At 38.5% G+C, this 15,256-nt stretch carries 12 protein-coding genes; 6 read left to right on the plus strand and 6 right to left on the minus strand.

What is annotated here, in order from left to right; genetic code table 11:
* Nucleotides 1–10 precede the first annotated feature (10 nt).
* On the plus strand, nt 11–1,042 hold the full coding sequence (hemE, locus tag IW16_RS02405; protein ID WP_034739317.1) for a uroporphyrinogen decarboxylase: 1,032 nt from the start codon (nt 11–13) through the stop codon (nt 1,040–1,042).
* 73 nt (nt 1,043–1,115) lie between these two features.
* Here hemE and IW16_RS02410 read toward each other — a convergent pair whose 3' ends face one another.
* The 6 genes from IW16_RS02410 to IW16_RS02435 form a co-directional block, all read right to left on the minus strand.
* The gene (locus IW16_RS02410; protein WP_034739319.1) at nt 1,116–1,748 is read right to left on the minus strand and encodes an NAD(P)H-dependent oxidoreductase; all 633 of its coding nucleotides are present in this window, start codon (nt 1,746–1,748) and stop codon (nt 1,116–1,118) included.
* Nucleotides 1,749–2,064: 316 nt separating this feature from the next.
* The gene (locus IW16_RS02415; RefSeq protein ID WP_034739320.1) at nt 2,065–3,285 is read right to left on the minus strand and encodes a cysteine desulfurase; all 1,221 of its coding nucleotides are present in this window, start codon (nt 3,283–3,285) and stop codon (nt 2,065–2,067) included.
* A gap of 220 nt (nt 3,286–3,505) precedes the next feature.
* Complete coding sequence (locus IW16_RS02420; RefSeq protein ID WP_034739321.1) at nt 3,506–4,159, minus strand: 50S ribosomal protein L25/general stress protein Ctc; 654 nt, start codon at nt 4,157–4,159, stop codon at nt 3,506–3,508.
* A gap of 55 nt (nt 4,160–4,214) precedes the next feature.
* Entirely contained in the window at nt 4,215–5,153 is a 939-nt protein-coding gene (locus IW16_RS02425) for a ribose-phosphate pyrophosphokinase (RefSeq protein WP_034739322.1), read from the minus strand.
* Nucleotides 5,154–5,238: 85 nt separating this feature from the next.
* Nucleotides 5,239–6,789 (minus strand): SGNH/GDSL hydrolase family protein, encoded by a 1,551-nt coding sequence (locus IW16_RS02430; RefSeq protein ID WP_034739323.1) that lies wholly within the window; start codon nt 6,787–6,789, stop codon nt 5,239–5,241.
* Nucleotides 6,790–6,799: 10 nt separating this feature from the next.
* Nucleotides 6,800–8,044: an OmpP1/FadL family transporter gene (locus IW16_RS02435; protein ID WP_034739325.1), complete on the minus strand. Its 1,245-nt coding sequence runs from the start codon at nt 8,042–8,044 to the stop codon at nt 6,800–6,802.
* Between the two features lie 278 nt (nt 8,045–8,322).
* On the opposite strand from IW16_RS02435, the gene IW16_RS02440 reads away from it, so the two are divergent.
* From IW16_RS02440 to IW16_RS02460, 5 genes are all read left to right on the plus strand, one after another.
* Nucleotides 8,323–9,732, plus strand: coding sequence for a PSP1 domain-containing protein (locus tag IW16_RS02440; protein WP_034739327.1), 1,410 nt, complete (start codon nt 8,323–8,325; stop codon nt 9,730–9,732).
* On the plus strand, nt 9,725–10,189 hold the full coding sequence (locus IW16_RS02445; protein ID WP_034739330.1) for a gliding motility lipoprotein GldH: 465 nt from the start codon (nt 9,725–9,727) through the stop codon (nt 10,187–10,189). Before IW16_RS02440 ends, IW16_RS02445 begins: the two co-directional genes overlap by 8 nt.
* Before the next feature lie 6 nt (nt 10,190–10,195).
* On the plus strand, nt 10,196–12,574 hold the full coding sequence (locus tag IW16_RS02450) for a penicillin-binding protein 1A (protein WP_034739332.1): 2,379 nt from the start codon (nt 10,196–10,198) through the stop codon (nt 12,572–12,574).
* A 75-nt stretch (nt 12,575–12,649) separates the two neighbouring features.
* On the plus strand, nt 12,650–14,191 hold the full coding sequence (locus IW16_RS02455; protein WP_034739334.1) for a protein adenylyltransferase SelO: 1,542 nt from the start codon (nt 12,650–12,652) through the stop codon (nt 14,189–14,191).
* 85 nt (nt 14,192–14,276) lie between these two features.
* Nucleotides 14,277–15,248: a T9SS-dependent choice-of-anchor J family protein gene (locus tag IW16_RS02460; protein ID WP_034739336.1), complete on the plus strand. Its 972-nt coding sequence runs from the start codon at nt 14,277–14,279 to the stop codon at nt 15,246–15,248.
* Nucleotides 15,249–15,256 lie beyond the last annotated feature (8 nt).

A 15,256-nucleotide genomic window follows, 5' to 3' on the forward strand; every position in this document is an offset into this window, starting at 1 on the left:
TAAATAAATTATGATTAAAAACGACTTATATTTAAAAGCACTCCGCGGAGAAACTGTAGAAAGACCGCCAGTATGGATGATGAGACAGGCCGGAAGATATCTGCCGGAATTCATTGCTCTTCGTGATCAATATGACTTCTTTACAAGATGTCAGACTCCTGAGCTGGCTTCTGAGATTACTGTACAGCCTATCCGTAGGTTTCCTTTGGATGCAGCAATCCTGTTTTCTGACATTTTAGTAGTTCCCCAAGCCATGGGAATTGATTTTAAAATGAAAGAAAATGTAGGTCCGTGGCTGGATAATCCGATCAGAACAATGGAACAGGTTCAGAATGTGATCGTTCCTGATGTTGACGATACTTTAGGATACGTTTTTGATGCAATTGAGCTTACCTTAATTAAATTAGACAACGAGATTCCATTGATCGGCTTTGCAGGCTCTCCCTGGACCATCCTGTGTTACTGTATTGAAGGAAAAGGAAGTAAAGCTTTTGATATCGCAAAATCATTCTGTTTCCAGCAGCCTGAAGCCGCTCATTTATTGCTTCAGAAGATCACCGATACCACAATTGCTTATTTAAAAAGAAAAGTTGAAAAAGGCGTTTCTGCTGTTCAGGTTTTTGATTCATGGGGAGGAATGCTTTCTCCTACGGATTATCAGGAATTTTCATGGCAGTATATCAACCAGATTGTTGAAGCTTTAAGTCCACTTACCCATGTGGTCGTGTTTGGAAAAGGATGCTGGTTTGCCCTGGAAGATATGACAATGTCTAAAGCATCTGCCTTGGGTGTTGACTGGACTATTACTCCGGAATTTGCAAGAACATTAACGAACCATACCATGACGCTTCAGGGAAATTTTGACCCTGCAAGATTACACTCTACACCGGAAACAATCAAGAAGATGGTAACTGAGATGATTAACCGTTTTGGAAAAGACCGATATATTGCCAATCTTGGCCATGGAATCTTACCCAATATCCCAGTGGAAAATGCAGAAGCATTTATCAGAGCTGTGGTTGAGTGGAAACCTACTATTTAAAATAGACACATAAAAAAATAAAATCCCTTTCAAGATAATTGAAAGGGATTTTTTATGAGAAAAAATTTAGTAATTAATTCACTTCAGTAATAAAGTCTTCTTTAGCCTTTCTCACTTTTGTAAGATTTACCAACCAGTCTGATTCAGTATTTCTGTACCCGATAGGCAGCAACAATACACTCTTTAAACCTTTTTCTTTTAAGTTTAAAATTTCATCCACAGCATCCGGAGAAAAACCTTCCATTGGTGTAGAATCTACCTCTTCGAAAGCTGCTGCAATAATCGCAGCACCAAATGAAATGTAAGCCTGTTTTGCAGCGTGTGTAAAGTTTTCTTCAGCAGATCTTTGAGGATATGTTCCCAACAGCATTTGTCTGTAGTTTTCCCAACCTTCATTTTTAAAACCTCTGATTTCATTGGTGAGATCAAACATGCTGTTGATCCTTTCTTCTGTATAGTTATCCCATGCAGCAAAGACTAAAAGGTGTGAACAGTCTGCAATCTGCGGCTGGTTCCAGGCATGAGGTCGGATTTGCTCTTTTACTTCCTGATTGGTAATCACGATGATCTCAAATGGCTGAAGACCGCTGGATGTGGGTGCCAGTCTTGCAGCTTCTAATATTTTATCCACTTTTTCCTGTGGTACTTTTTGACCGTTCATTGCTTTGGTTGCAAATCTCCAGTTCAATTTTTCAATTAATTCCATTACGTTAAATTTAGACAAAGCAAAATTACTTCAAGAACTAAAATACACATACATTAAAATTGCTATTTGCACTATTGGCAGAATCTATTATTTATAATGATTTTAAATAATAATTCAATACATAACAAAAGGAATTTTTGGAATTAGATTTTATCAATGTATTCCCTTCTGATCTTTGTACTGATAGTTTCCTTTTAAAGGGCCAGAAAGATCATATCTATGGTACTGCCTCCTGAACTCTTCGATCTTTAACATACTATTTATGTTAATCAAGATACTAAATAAAAAAAGCAGTTGATCAACTGCTTTTTAATTTTTATCCCAACATTTTCTGAGCTTTCTTTACTCCTTCAACGAGCTTATCTATTTCTTCAAAAGTATTGTAAACTGCAAAACTTGCTCTCACCGTTCCCGCTATATTGAAAAAGTCCATAATCGGCTGTGTACAGTGATGGCCTGTTCTTACAGCAATGCCCAATTTGTCAAGAATCATTCCTACATCGGAAGAAATCCCCACACCTTCCAGATTAAAGGAAACTACACCTGTTCTCTTGGCTTTTTCACCATAAATCTTTATGTTTTCCAATTCCAAAAGTTGTCTCTGGCCGTATTCAAGTAAGGCATTTTCATGATTCTGAATATTCTGTCTGCCGATTTTATCCATAAAATCAACAGCGGCACCCAATGCGATATTTCCTCCTACATTTGGGGTTCCTGCTTCATATTTAAAAGGAAGTCCGGCGTAGGTCGTTCCATCAAAAGAACAGGTTGCGATCATCTCTCCTCCTCCATGAAACGGAGGAAGCTCTTCGAGGATTTCCTGTTTTCCGTAAAGAATACCGGTTCCCATTGGCGCGTACATTTTATGTCCTGAAAACACGAAGAAATCACAATCCATCTTCTGTACATCAATCTCAAAGTGAGGAACAGACTGCGCTCCGTCGATCACAACATAAGCATCTGAGTTTTTCCTTGTTTTAGCAATGATTTCCTCAATAGGATTCACAATTCCCAATGCATTGGAAACCTGATTTACAGCAACAACTTTGGTTTTTTCGCTTAAAAATTCATCCAGATAATCCAGTTGCAAAATACCGTTTTCATCGATTGGAATTATCCTTAACTTCGCTCCTGTTCTTTCACACAGCAACTGCCAAGGAACGATATTGGAGTGATGCTCCAAATAAGAAATGATAATCTCATCATCCTTTTTAAGCTTCTGCGTCAGGATATAAGCGATGAGGTTTAGACCTTCTGTTGTTCCTTTAGTAAAAATGACTTCAAAGTCGTGCTTTGCATTAATGAATTTCTGGATCTTCCTTCTGGAAAGCTCCATTTCTTCAGTTGCAAGCTGGCTTAATGTATGGATTCCTCTGTGAACATTGGCATTAAGCTCAGTGTAATATTCATTCCAGATCTTTAAAACAGAATCCGGTTTCTGAGATGTTGCTGCATTATCTAAGTAAACCAGGGGTTTACCATTTACTTCGCGGTTTAATATCGTAAACTGACTTCTTATTTCCTGAATGTCAAACATTTATTAAAATTTTAAATTAGATTGCTCTTATTTAGAACACTTCAAATTTACGTCTTTTTTTCTGAAAGGACCTATCAGGTTGTTTGCTGATACTTATCATTTGATAGAAATATCCGATAGATAAGATAGCAAAGAAAGGTCGTATTCCTTTTTATCCCCACAATAAAAAAACCTGCCAATAAATTGACAGGTTTCATATGATTTGTTGAATAAGCAAATATTATTCTGCAGATTTTTCTTCTGTTGTAGGAACATCAGGAGATTGTGTTGCCACTTCTTCCTCTGCTGCTTCATCTTCATCATCTTCAATTGCTGCACCACCTTTCATTGCATTTCTAGACATCTTAACAGCTACTACAACTGCATTGTCCGGGTGTACGAAAGAGAAACCTTCAGCTTTGATACCTCCTACATAAAGTTTGTTACCGATTTTCAATGAAGTAACGTCAACAACGATCTCATCCGGCAAGTTTGCAGGAATTGCTTTCACTTTCAACTTTCTGAAAGACTGACGTAAAACACCACCAGCCACAACACCTTTAGAACGTCCGGTAAGTCTTACAGGAACTTCCATAACCACTGGCTTATCGTCAGATAATTGGTAGAAGTCTACGTGTAAAATTTTGTCCGTAATTGGGTGGAACTGAATATCCTGAAGAACTGCTGGAATTGTTTGTCCGTCTAGTTCAATAGATACCGTGTGTGCTTCAGGAGTGTATACTAAACCTTTAAACGCTTTCTCTTCAGCAGAGAAGTTTAAAGGAGCTTCACCTCCATAAACAACACAAGGAACTAATTCAGCATCACGTAAAGCTTTTGTAGACTTTTTGCCCACGCTTTCTCTTTTTGTACCTTGAATTGTAATAGATTTCATTTATAAAAAATTTAAAAAATTGTTCTGTTTAATTTTGCATTACGCTAAAAATCAATTAAATAACAAACTTACTGCTAATTGATTGGTGCTCATGAACCATCTTCATAACGTCTGCAAATAATGGGGCGCAAGATAGCACTTTTATTTTAGTTGACAAATTATTTTTAACAGGAATTGAGTCAGTTACAATAACTTCCAACAATTTAGAGTTCTCAATATTTTCGTATGCTTTTCCGGAAAGTACTCCGTGTGTAGCCATCGCTCTTACTGATTTTGCTCCTTTTTCTATCAAAATATCCGCTGCTTTACAAAGTGTCCCTGCAGTATCAATCATATCATCAATCAGGATCACATTCTTCCCTTCCACATCACCAATAAGGAACATCTCTTCTACAACATTTGCCTTTTTTCTTTCTTTGTAAGCAATAACCACTTCAGCACCCAGGTGACCTGCATAGTTTTTCGCTCTTTTCGCTCCTCCCATATCCGGTGAAGCAATAGTAAGATTGTCCAGGTTTAAAGCTCTGATATAATCCACGAAAATACTTGAAGCGTAAAGGTGATCTACCGGAATTTCAAAGAACCCCTGAATCTGGTCTGCGTGAAGATCCATCGTCATTATTCTTGTTGCTCCAGCTGCTGTCAATAAATTAGCAACCAGTTTTGCACCTATCGGAGCTCTCGGCTTGTCTTTTCTGTCCTGTCTTGCAAGTCCAAAATAAGGGATTACAACAGTAATGCTTTTTGCGGAAGCTCTTTTCGCTGCATCAATCATCAATAGAAGTTCTAAAAGATTGTCTGCTGGCGGGAAGGTAGATCCGATTAAGAAAACTCTTCCTCCTCTTACTGACTCATCCAGAACAGGCTCAAATTCTCCGTCGCTGAACTCCTGAAAGTTGATTTTTCCTAACTCTTTCCCATAATATTGGGCAATTTTTTCTGCCAAGTCCTTACTGGTTCTTGTACAAAATAGATAACTTAACTGATCGGCCATTTTTACTTTTTAAAGATTCTGCAAATTTAAAAAAAAACCACAAGAATTACTCTTGTGGTTTCTAAGTTTTTATTTTCCTGTATTATTACGGGAATTTTATTCCTGAATATTTGTTAGGATCTACCTGCGGCAGATTGGATTTGTACGTTGCGTTGATTGATTTTATAAACTCATTGGCAATCATCCCATATCCTCGTCCTGTTAAGTGAACACCATCCAAGGAGAATGCACCACCTGTAACGAATTTGGCAGTATATTTTACTCCATCGAAAGAAATCCCTGACTGAGAGCCAAGTTCTGACATTTTCTTATTAGCATCTACAAAAGCATATCCCTTTGCAGTTGCTGCCGCTTTAATAGCAACATTATAAGCATCAATAGTGGTATTAATTTCTGTAACCTCCGTACCTGTCAGTATATAATTATCAGCAAACGGATAAGCAATTCCTCTTGCTCCAAGTGATGCAGGAACTCCTGTAGGAAGAGCCTGAAGTGTACCAATAGCAGCTTTTGTAGTCAACGGTACAAGATCCCCCGCTTTCGCCTGTCTAGCCTGTCCGTATGTGGCACCAAGATAACCTGCTAAAGCCACTAATGTCGGATTTCCCGAAGCCGCAGCCGCAGCAGTAATCTGTCCATTAAGCGGTGCTAAACTTTCATCTTTGATAAGCAAAGGATTTGCTGCTGTTTTTGAAAGAGGCTTAATTCTGTCACCTGCACCCAAAGCAGTCAAAATCTGGCTTAGAGGACCGTAAACCTGGGCGTTCAATGCATCAATAGTAGCATTTCCTACAGTTACATTTCCATTTCCAAGCACAGCGGCTGTTAAAGGATTAACGGGTATAGTTGTTAATGCCGGTATAGAAGTCACACTGGGGATATTAGCGATAACCCCCTTCGCATTTGTACTTGCAATTTCATTCACCAAAGCATTATAGTACTGAGTAAACTGCACTGCAGGAGTTAACGTTTCAGCAGTAGCGTCTGCTCCTGCTAAAGCATATAGTAAGGCATCATTATTTCCTATCCAAAGAGAGAAAAAGGTTGGACTCTGTTTTTTAAAGTCCTTTATAACGGATGTACCAGGCTCAGAAGCAAATCTTACAAAATAAGGATTCGCTGTTTTTGCAGCTACACCCTGTACATTTCCATAGTTGTCCGCTAATAGGTGGGCTACTTTCGCACCAGGTACCCCCATGTTATTAAAAGGACCTGTTAACACCGTATTCGTTAAAGTGGTTGCAACGTTGCCGTTGGCATTTTTTAAGTCAGGCGAACCGTCTATAAAAGAACTGATATAAAGTTTAGTATTGGCGATCTGTAATGTGCCCAAAGGAGTTGCGAGAAGCAAACCTCCATTATTATCAGGCATTAAAGGCTGTTTGAAATCACCCCCTCCTACTAATTTCATCTGCTGAGCAATCATAGAAGGATACGATTCGTTCTGTCCGTCCGCATAAAGAGCACCATCTCTATAACCAGAAGTAAGGGAATTTCCCAGGGCAACATATTTGGTAAAGTCTGCATCTCCCTTTGTTACTTGGATATCTTTTACATCAGTATCAAAATCGTTTTCACAACTTGTTGTAAAAAGAAGTGCGGAAACGGCAAGTGTTGATATTATAATTTTTTTCATAGTCTTTCAATTAAAAAGGGTTGTAAGATAAACCTAAACCAAAGTAAAACGCTTTAGCCTTTGCCTGTCCGTTAAATCCAAGATTAGCGTTTTTCACGTCTCTTGCCTGAGGAATAGCATATCCCCCAGCTAAATCAATTCCAAACTGCTTTAGTTTAAAGCCTAAACCTCCAGTAACAACATAGGTGTTAAATGAAGGTGTTTCAGGAATGAAGTTTTCATCTGTATAAGGAGATTCGTCATAGTAAGCTCCCAAACGGCCAAAGATCATATCGGTGATCGCATACTGAGTCCCTAACCTAAATGTTTTTGAGTTTCTAAAGTTTTTTTGAGATACAAGAACTGTTGGGTCAGCAGGATTGTTTGTAGCAACTGGAGCAGTAGCAAAGTCCAGCGTCAGCTTGCTGTATCTTTCCCATCCGTGATAGTTAAAGTCAGCTGAAACCAACCATTTCGGTGTCACCTTATAGGTTAAACCAATGGTATACTCCTCCACTAAAGGAAGTGTTGCTGTGAATTTATCCTGTCCTGTACTTGGATCAAGCCCCAATAGAGGATAAACAGATGCAGACGGGAACTTAAATGTAGCTGTTCCCTTTTTAGCTTTCATATCTATAGGTGAACGATAAGCAATACTGATGTCTAATTTCGGATCAGGTCTGAAATAGAAACCGAATCCGTAACCACTTCCACTTGCTTTTTCGTCTTTAATATTCAATTCACCACCAAACTGCGTTACCGTTTTGTCCCAGTCTACTTTGCCTTTTGCATAAATATAGCTTGCACCGAATGATACCCAAGGAGCCAGCTTCACAGAGACCATAGGCTGAAAATAAAAGCTCTTAAGCTCCAGTTTCTGCACCATCTCTTTTCCTTCCCAGTCGCTAGGCCACTGGATAGTACTTCCGAAAGGTGTCGTAAAACTGAAACCTACAGATAAGTTTTCAATCGGTCTATAAGCCACCGCAGCATATAAAGGAGTCCCGAGAGGATTATCCGTTTCTGTGCTTTGTAAAGTATTCAAGTTTTGAAAAGTAACTTTATTACTTGCACCAAACCCTCCTGCCACTATACTCAGTTTAGAAGGGATGAATGACATACCCGCTGGGTTAAAGAACGCCACACTTGCATCTTCGGCATGAGCACTAGTATGCGCCATTGCCAATTGTTTCACTCCCTGCAGAGATACTCTAAAGCCCCCTGCGTAAGATAAAACACCCGCCAATAAAGCAGTTGATACTAATATTTTTTTCATAGACTGTTATTATATAACCCAAATATAAAATTATTTTGAATACACCTGTTAATATTTCTTAATATTTTAAACAATATAGCAAAAGAAAATTATGTTTAAAATAGTACTTTAGAAATACATCAATATAAAGATGTACTGTCTAGCTACTTATCAACTTTTAACTTGTTGTATATTTTTAACGTTTAAGGTTAAACAACAGTGATATTGAATATTTAAGTATTTTAGAATTGCATAAAGATAAATTTACATAAATTTGCAAGATTATAAAAAATAGTTATATGAGTTGTGGATGCAAAACATCCGGCGATTCTGCCCATTCATGCGGACCCAAAAAAACCGCGAATGGTTGTGAAAGTGTAAATACCTGTGGTAATAGTTATAAATTAAGTGTTTTCGATTGGCTTTCTAACATCAACAACCCTGCATCGAATAGGTGTGACCTTGTTGAAGTTAGATTTAAAAATGACAGAAAATCGTTTTATAAAAATGTAAATAATATTCCTTTACATATAGGTAGCGTAGTAACAGTAGAATCAAGCCCGGGACACGATGTAGGCGTTGTAAGCCTCACCGGAGAATTAGTAAAGATTCAGATGAAAAAGAAAAAATTTCCTGAAGAATCTATACTCAAAATATACAGACAGGCTAACCAAAAAGACCTTGAGGTCTGGCAGGAAGCAAGAAAAAAAGAAGATGGCGTAAAGCTTGAAGCAAGAAAGATCGCCCATAGAATCGGTCTTGAAATGAAGGTTACTGATGTAGAATATCAGGGAGACTCTTCAAAGATCACCTTTTATTACACCGCCGATAACCGAGTGGATTTCAGACAGTTGATAAAAGAATACGCAGGTGCTTTCAGAACGAAAATCGACATGAAACAAATCGGTTTCAGACAGGAAGCTGCAAAAGTCGGGGGTATTGGATCATGCGGAAGAGAACTATGCTGTTCAACATGGCTAACGGATTTCAGATCTGTTAACACTAACGTAGCAAGATATCAGCAGCTTAGCATCAACCCGCAAAAACTTGCAGGGCAGTGTGGTAAACTGAAATGCTGTCTTAATTACGAATTAGACAGTTATCTTGATGCATTGAGTAACTTCCCTTCTTCTTCAACTACCTTAGATACAGAAAAAGGAAGGGCTTTCTGTATCAAAATCGACGTTTTCAAAAAGAAAATGTGGTTTGCTTATGTAGACAGTTCTATGGCATGGTATGACTTTGATATTGATCTTGTTAAAAAATTAATAGCAAAAAATAAAAGAGGCGAAAAAATTCTTCCTTTAGAAGACCTTAAGCAACCGGACATCCCGGTTCACACGATCGACCTGATTCAGGAAAATAATGTTGACCGATTCGAAAAGAAGAATAGAGGAAATAACAGGAGCAGGAACCAAAACAGGCCGAACAATAACAATAGCGGGCAAAATCAGGGAGGACAGCAGGGACAAGCACAAGGTCAGGGACCTAAGAAAAACAACAGACCAGAAAGATCTGAAAGACCTGACAGACCGGAGAATAACAATTCCGGAAGTCAGCCGAGACCGCAACAGAAGCCACAGCATAAACCGCAGCCAAAAGCAGCAACGGAAAAAACTGACACCCCTTCTGATTCTGAGAAACAGCAGAACCCAAACAAGAAAAATTTCAAAAAGAAATATCCTCCAAAAAAAGATAAAAATGCGTAAAACTTTAGGATTATTACCTCTTATCCTTTTCTTTAGCTGCCAATCTTCTTCGGAAGAAAATGTCATTATGAATTCCGTTAATAACAAATGGAATAAGAAAAGTGAGCAAAAATTTAATCTTGAAGTTTCAGATCCGCAGAATCCTAAAAATATTATATTTGTCGTAAGAAATAATAACAGCTACCCTTACAGTAATATAAGATTTATTGTAAATTTCACCAATCTCAAGAACAAAAAGAAGGAAACAGATACTCTCAATTACGTACTGGCAAAACCCAATGGTGAATGGCTTGGTACAGGTTTTGGTGACACAAAAGAAGCATTATTTCAGTATAAAACAAATTATAAATTTCCGGAAAAAGGGAAGTATGAAATCAGCCTGATGCAGGCCATGAGAAATGATAACCTTCCCGGAATTGAAGACGTTGGAGTAAAACTAGAAACGGCTAAACCGTAAGCATAAATGGAAGACAACAGACAAAACGCAGGAAATAAGGGAAAAACCTTCCCTCTTCCTCCCAAAAAAAAGAAAGATACCTCTTGGAAAAAATGGGTTAAATTTATTTGGATTGGACTCATTGCGGTCGTTTTAGGTATTTCAGGACTTTTCTTTGCTGTTTCCCAGGGCTTTCTTGGGGAAATGCCGGATGTAAAAGAACTTGAAAACCCCGATATCTATGTGGCTTCTGAAATCATTTCATCAGACGGTGTTTTACTAGGAAAATTTGAGAAAGAAAAGACTCAGCCTATCACCTATAAACAGCTTCCACCTTACCTTATCTATGCCTTACAGGCAAAGGAAGATGAACGTTTCAAAGAGCACTCAGGAATTGATTTAAAATCTATCCTAAGAGCCGTGAGATATGGTGGAGACAGAGGGGGTGGTTCTACAATCACACAGCAGTTAGCTAAACTTTTATTTACCAAAGAACCATCTAAAAACCCTATTAAAAGGGTTATACAGAAGTTGAAAGAATGGTCGGTTGCTGTAAGCTTAGAAAAACGATATACCAAAGAAGAAATTATCACACTCTATTTCAATAAGTTCGATTTTACATATAATGCGAACGGTATTGAAATGGCTTCAAAAATTTATTTCAACAAAACAACTTCAGAACTTACACTTCCGGAAACAGCCGTTTTTGTAGCCATGCTGGAAGCTCCTATTGCTAACAACCCTATGAGAAATCCTGAAAGGGCGAAGAGAAGAAGGGATGTGGTTTTACAGCAAATGTTTGAAACAGGCTATATCGACCAGCCAACTTATGATAAAGCAATCAATACACCTGTTGAGACAGATTATCATCCTATTAAGAACATTAGTGATGACTACTCTGCATATTATAAGTTTTATTTAAGAAAAGAAATTGACCGATATCTTGAAGGTTACGAAAAAGAAACCGGTAAAAAGCTTAACCTCTATAAAGACGGTTTGAAAATCTATGTAACCCTTGATTCAAAAATGCAAAAATATGCAGAACAGGCAATCAAGGAACATTTAACTGACCTTCAGAAGAGATTTGACGCCGAACAGAGAGGCAGAAAAAACAGACCTTTCTATTATCTGACGGATAAGCAGGTAACCGGGGTAATGACTCAGGCGATGAAAAGAACCGGTCGTTACAAACAACTGAAAGCTGCCGGAGTTTCTGAAGATTCAATCCTACTGGAGTTCCATAAACCAATCAAAACTTCCCGTTTTACGTGGAGTGGAGAGGAAGAAGTTGAAATGTCTCCTTGGGACTCTATCAGATATCATAAACAGATTGCACAGGCAGGATTAATGTCTATGGTACCTGGAAGTGGAGAGATCAAAGCATGGGTAGGAGGTATCGACTGGCAACATTTCCAGTATGACCACATCAAACAGGGAAAAAGACAGGTAGGATCCACGTTTAAACCTTTCGTATATGCTACAGCTATTATGAAATTAGGAATGACGCCATGTTCTACTGTTTCCAATGGTACCTATGACCACAACGGATGGCATGTTCCGGGAAGAGGCGGAATGCTTACGTTAAAAGATGCATTAGCCCACTCTCAAAACCCCGTAGCTGCTCGTCTGATTGAAATGACAGGCGTAGATGCCGTTATTCAGACTGCAAGAGATTTGGGGGTTACAGAAGATATCCCAAGAAACAATACGATTGCTTTAGGTTCATCTGATATTACGATTTATGAAATGCTAGGAGCCTACAGTACCTTTGCCAACTACGGAAATTACAATAAACCGGAGATGATCTGGAGAATTGAAGACGCCAACGGAAGGGTAATCAAAGAAGTAAATGTAGAACCGAAAGAGGTAATGAATCCAATGTATGCGTACACCATGATCGAACTGATGAAAGGTGTTGCTCAATACGGTACTGCTTCCGGAGAATTAGGAAGAAGAGGAATTTCAAAAGGTGTGGAAATCGCTGCTAAAACAGGTACTACACAGAATAACTCTGATGGTTGGTTTATGGGGATCACTCCAAAACTCGCAACAGGAGCCTGGGTAGGCTGGGAAGACAGAGCAACTCACTTCTTTGGAACCGGTGAAGGACAGGGTGCGAAAATGGCACTACCGATCTGGGCCATATTCATGAAGAAAGTCTGGGCCGATAAATCACTGGGAATTACCCCTGATGACAAATTTACCAGACCGTCAGACTGGAAAGATGGCTGCTCCAATCTTAAAGGTTTAGGAGAAGGCTATGGAGATGATGGAGGACTTCAGACAATTGATGAAATCAAAAATCCGAGACAGGCAGATCCTACTCCTAAAAACAATACAGACAAGAAGGAAGAAAATATCAATGACAATCTTCACTCCACCGATGAGGTAGATTTCAATAAATAAATTCTCTTTTAGAAATACATAAGACCTTTCAATAATTTGAAAGGTCTTTTCTTTTATAATTAATACCTTTGATAAATGAATATCGAACAGATCAAACAACCATTTACAGATATATTTCCCGGGGACCTTTCTGACAACCCAATGCAGAGAAACACTCCAAAAGTCTTATTTGCCACCATAAAGCCTGCGGGATTTGACAAGCCGGAACTTATTGCATTTAACCCCGGTCTTGCAGAAGAAATTGGTCTTGGAGAATATGAAGAAAAAGACCTGGATTTTCTTGTCGGAAACAACCTTCCTGACAATGTAAAAACCTATTCAACAGCATATGCAGGCCATCAGTTTGGAAACTGGGCAGGACAGCTTGGAGACGGAAGGGCAATACTGGCTGGAGAAATAACCAATAAAGACGGAAAAAAAACAGAAATACAGTGGAAAGGCGCTGGTGCTACTCCTTATTCAAGGCATGCAGACGGAAGAGCTGTGTTAAGATCTTCAGTACGCGAATATCTGATGAGTGAAGCGATGTTTCATTTGGGCGTTCCAACGACCAGAGCATTAAGTCTGGCTTTTACCGGAGAAGATGTTGTAAGAGATATGATGTATAACGGAAATCCTCAGCTTGAAAAAGGTGCTGTAGTCATCAGAACTGCTGAAAGTTTTCTTCGCTTCGGACATTTCGAGCTGATCTCTTCACAAAGGGAATACAATACCCTTCAGGATCTGGTTGAGTTTACTATCGACAACTATTATCCGGAAATTACAACAGACGGAATTCAGAAATACAAAGACTTCTTTGAAAGTATATGTACCAGAACTGCCCATCTCATGACTGAATGGTTCAGGGTAGGATTCGTTCATGGAGTAATGAATACGGATAATATGTCTGTTTTAGGATTAACAATAGATTACGGTCCTTATTCGATGATGGATGAGTACGATCTGAATTTCACCCCCAACACCACCGATCTTCCGGGAAGAAGGTATGCTTTCGGAAAACAGGGTCAGATATCACAGTGGAACCTTTGGCAGCTGGCCAACTCTCTTCATCCACTAATAAAGGACGAAAAATTTTTAGAAGATACATTAAATCATTACGGCACCTATTTTTGGGAGATTCATGATCAAATGCTCTGCACAAAATTTGGCTTCGACGAACTCAGAGAAAGCGATGAAGAATTCTTCACCAACTGGCAGGGACTGATGCAGGAACTTCAGTTGGATTACACTCTTTTCTTTAATCAACTGGAAAAATTGAATCCTGAAAGTGATGTTAAATTATTGTTCGAAAATGTATCATATGTTGTCCTAACCGATCAGAGAGTTACAAAATTAGAAGACTTTGCTAAAAAATACGAAGCCAGACTTTCATCCAATACGATTTCAAGAGAAGAATCATTATCTCTAATGAAACGATCCAATCCAAAGTTTACCCTGAGAAATTATTTGCTTTATGAATGTATTGAGGAGATCAGTACAGGAAAAACAGAAATGCTTGAAAAAATCACCAAAGCCTTAGAAAACCCTTACGAAGAATTGTATCCCGAATTCTCCGCAAAGAGGCCATCAGCTTATGATGACACGACTGGCTGTTCTACACTTTCTTGCAGTTCCTAGTGTATAAATTGCAACATACAAACAATTTTGTTGCATTTTATACATACCAATAATATTTTTTCACTAATTTTAGAAAAAAAATATTATGAAAAAACTTATACTCTCTTTAGGCTTAATATTGACCGGAGCCACTACGCAAGCACAAACAGTATTATTAGATGAAGGCTTTGAGTCTTATACTAATTTTGCCATTACAGGCTTTGGAAGCTGGCTTACTTTAGACTTAGATGGCCTAAACACTTATACAGGAGGAGGTCCGGTAGTTGGAGGGACTACAGTGCCAACTTGGACCGCAAACTGGACAAATAGGGGGCTACCAATGGCTTTTCAAATTTTCAACCTTTCTGCCAGCAATGCAACTAACAACGCAACTTCAACTGCTGCAGACGAAGAAATTAGAAACTTCAGTCCGCATGCTGGACAAAAATGCGCTGTATCTTGGGCAAGTGTCCCGTCTACTACTCCTGGAGGAGCTACCGCTAACAATGATTGGTTAATTACTCCTGCTGTTACATTAGGCACAAGTGCAAACATTTTGACTTTCTGGGTAAAAGCTTTATCACCCGTTTTTACAGAGAACTATAAAGTAGGAGTTTATACAGGAAGTGGAAATCCAACTTCAGCAGCTAATTTCACTATTGTTTCATCACCAGCAACATCAACAGCTCCTTATGCTGCATGGCAACAAGTTACTATCAATTTAGATGCCTATGCAGGACAGACTGTAAGAGTAGGATTCCAATACATGTCTTCAGATCAATATATGTTTATGCTTGACGATGTAAAAATCACAGCTACAGGTGTACTTGCTACAAATGAAGTTTCATCCAAATCCAAAGAAGCAGTAGCCATCTACCCTAACCCTACCAAAGGAGAAATCAACATCAAAACTGATCAAAAGATTAAGTCCACAACAGTTTTTGATATGAGCGGTAAATCTTTAATTCAGAATGATTCTGACAAAACAGATATCTCTTCACTTCCAAAAGGAACGTATTTAGTTAAAATTAATTTTGCTGACGGAAGCACTTCAACAAGAAAAGTGAGCAAGCAATAATAATATTA

This window comes from Chryseobacterium vrystaatense (assembly GCF_000737765.1).
Classification (GTDB): Bacteria; Bacteroidota; Bacteroidia; order Flavobacteriales; family Weeksellaceae; genus Chryseobacterium; species Chryseobacterium vrystaatense.

Bases quoted from the DNA above. Each gene is read 5' to 3' on its own strand.
- IW16_RS02440 (WP_034739327.1), top strand. From the start codon at position 8,323: ATGAGTTGTGGATGCAAAACATCCGGCGATTCTGCCCATTCATGCGGA.
- IW16_RS02420 (WP_034739321.1), bottom strand. From the start codon at position 4,159: ATGAAATCTATTACAATTCAAGGTACAAAAAGAGAAAGCGTGGGCAAA.
- IW16_RS02445 (WP_034739330.1), top strand. From the start codon at position 9,725: ATGCGTAAAACTTTAGGATTATTACCTCTTATCCTTTTCTTTAGCTGC.
- IW16_RS02455 (WP_034739334.1), top strand. From the start codon at position 12,650: ATGAATATCGAACAGATCAAACAACCATTTACAGATATATTTCCCGGG.
- IW16_RS02410 (WP_034739319.1), bottom strand. From the start codon at position 1,748: ATGGAATTAATTGAAAAATTGAACTGGAGATTTGCAACCAAAGCAATG.
- IW16_RS02425 (WP_034739322.1), bottom strand. From the start codon at position 5,153: ATGGCCGATCAGTTAAGTTATCTATTTTGTACAAGAACCAGTAAGGAC.
- IW16_RS02430 (WP_034739323.1), bottom strand. From the start codon at position 6,789: ATGAAAAAAATTATAATATCAACACTTGCCGTTTCCGCACTTCTTTTT.
- IW16_RS02435 (WP_034739325.1), bottom strand. From the start codon at position 8,044: ATGAAAAAAATATTAGTATCAACTGCTTTATTGGCGGGTGTTTTATCT.
- IW16_RS02450 (WP_034739332.1), top strand. From the start codon at position 10,196: ATGGAAGACAACAGACAAAACGCAGGAAATAAGGGAAAAACCTTCCCT.
- IW16_RS02460 (WP_034739336.1), top strand. From the start codon at position 14,277: ATGAAAAAACTTATACTCTCTTTAGGCTTAATATTGACCGGAGCCACT.
- hemE (WP_034739317.1), top strand. From the start codon at position 11: ATGATTAAAAACGACTTATATTTAAAAGCACTCCGCGGAGAAACTGTA.
- IW16_RS02415 (WP_034739320.1), bottom strand. From the start codon at position 3,285: ATGTTTGACATTCAGGAAATAAGAAGTCAGTTTACGATATTAAACCGC.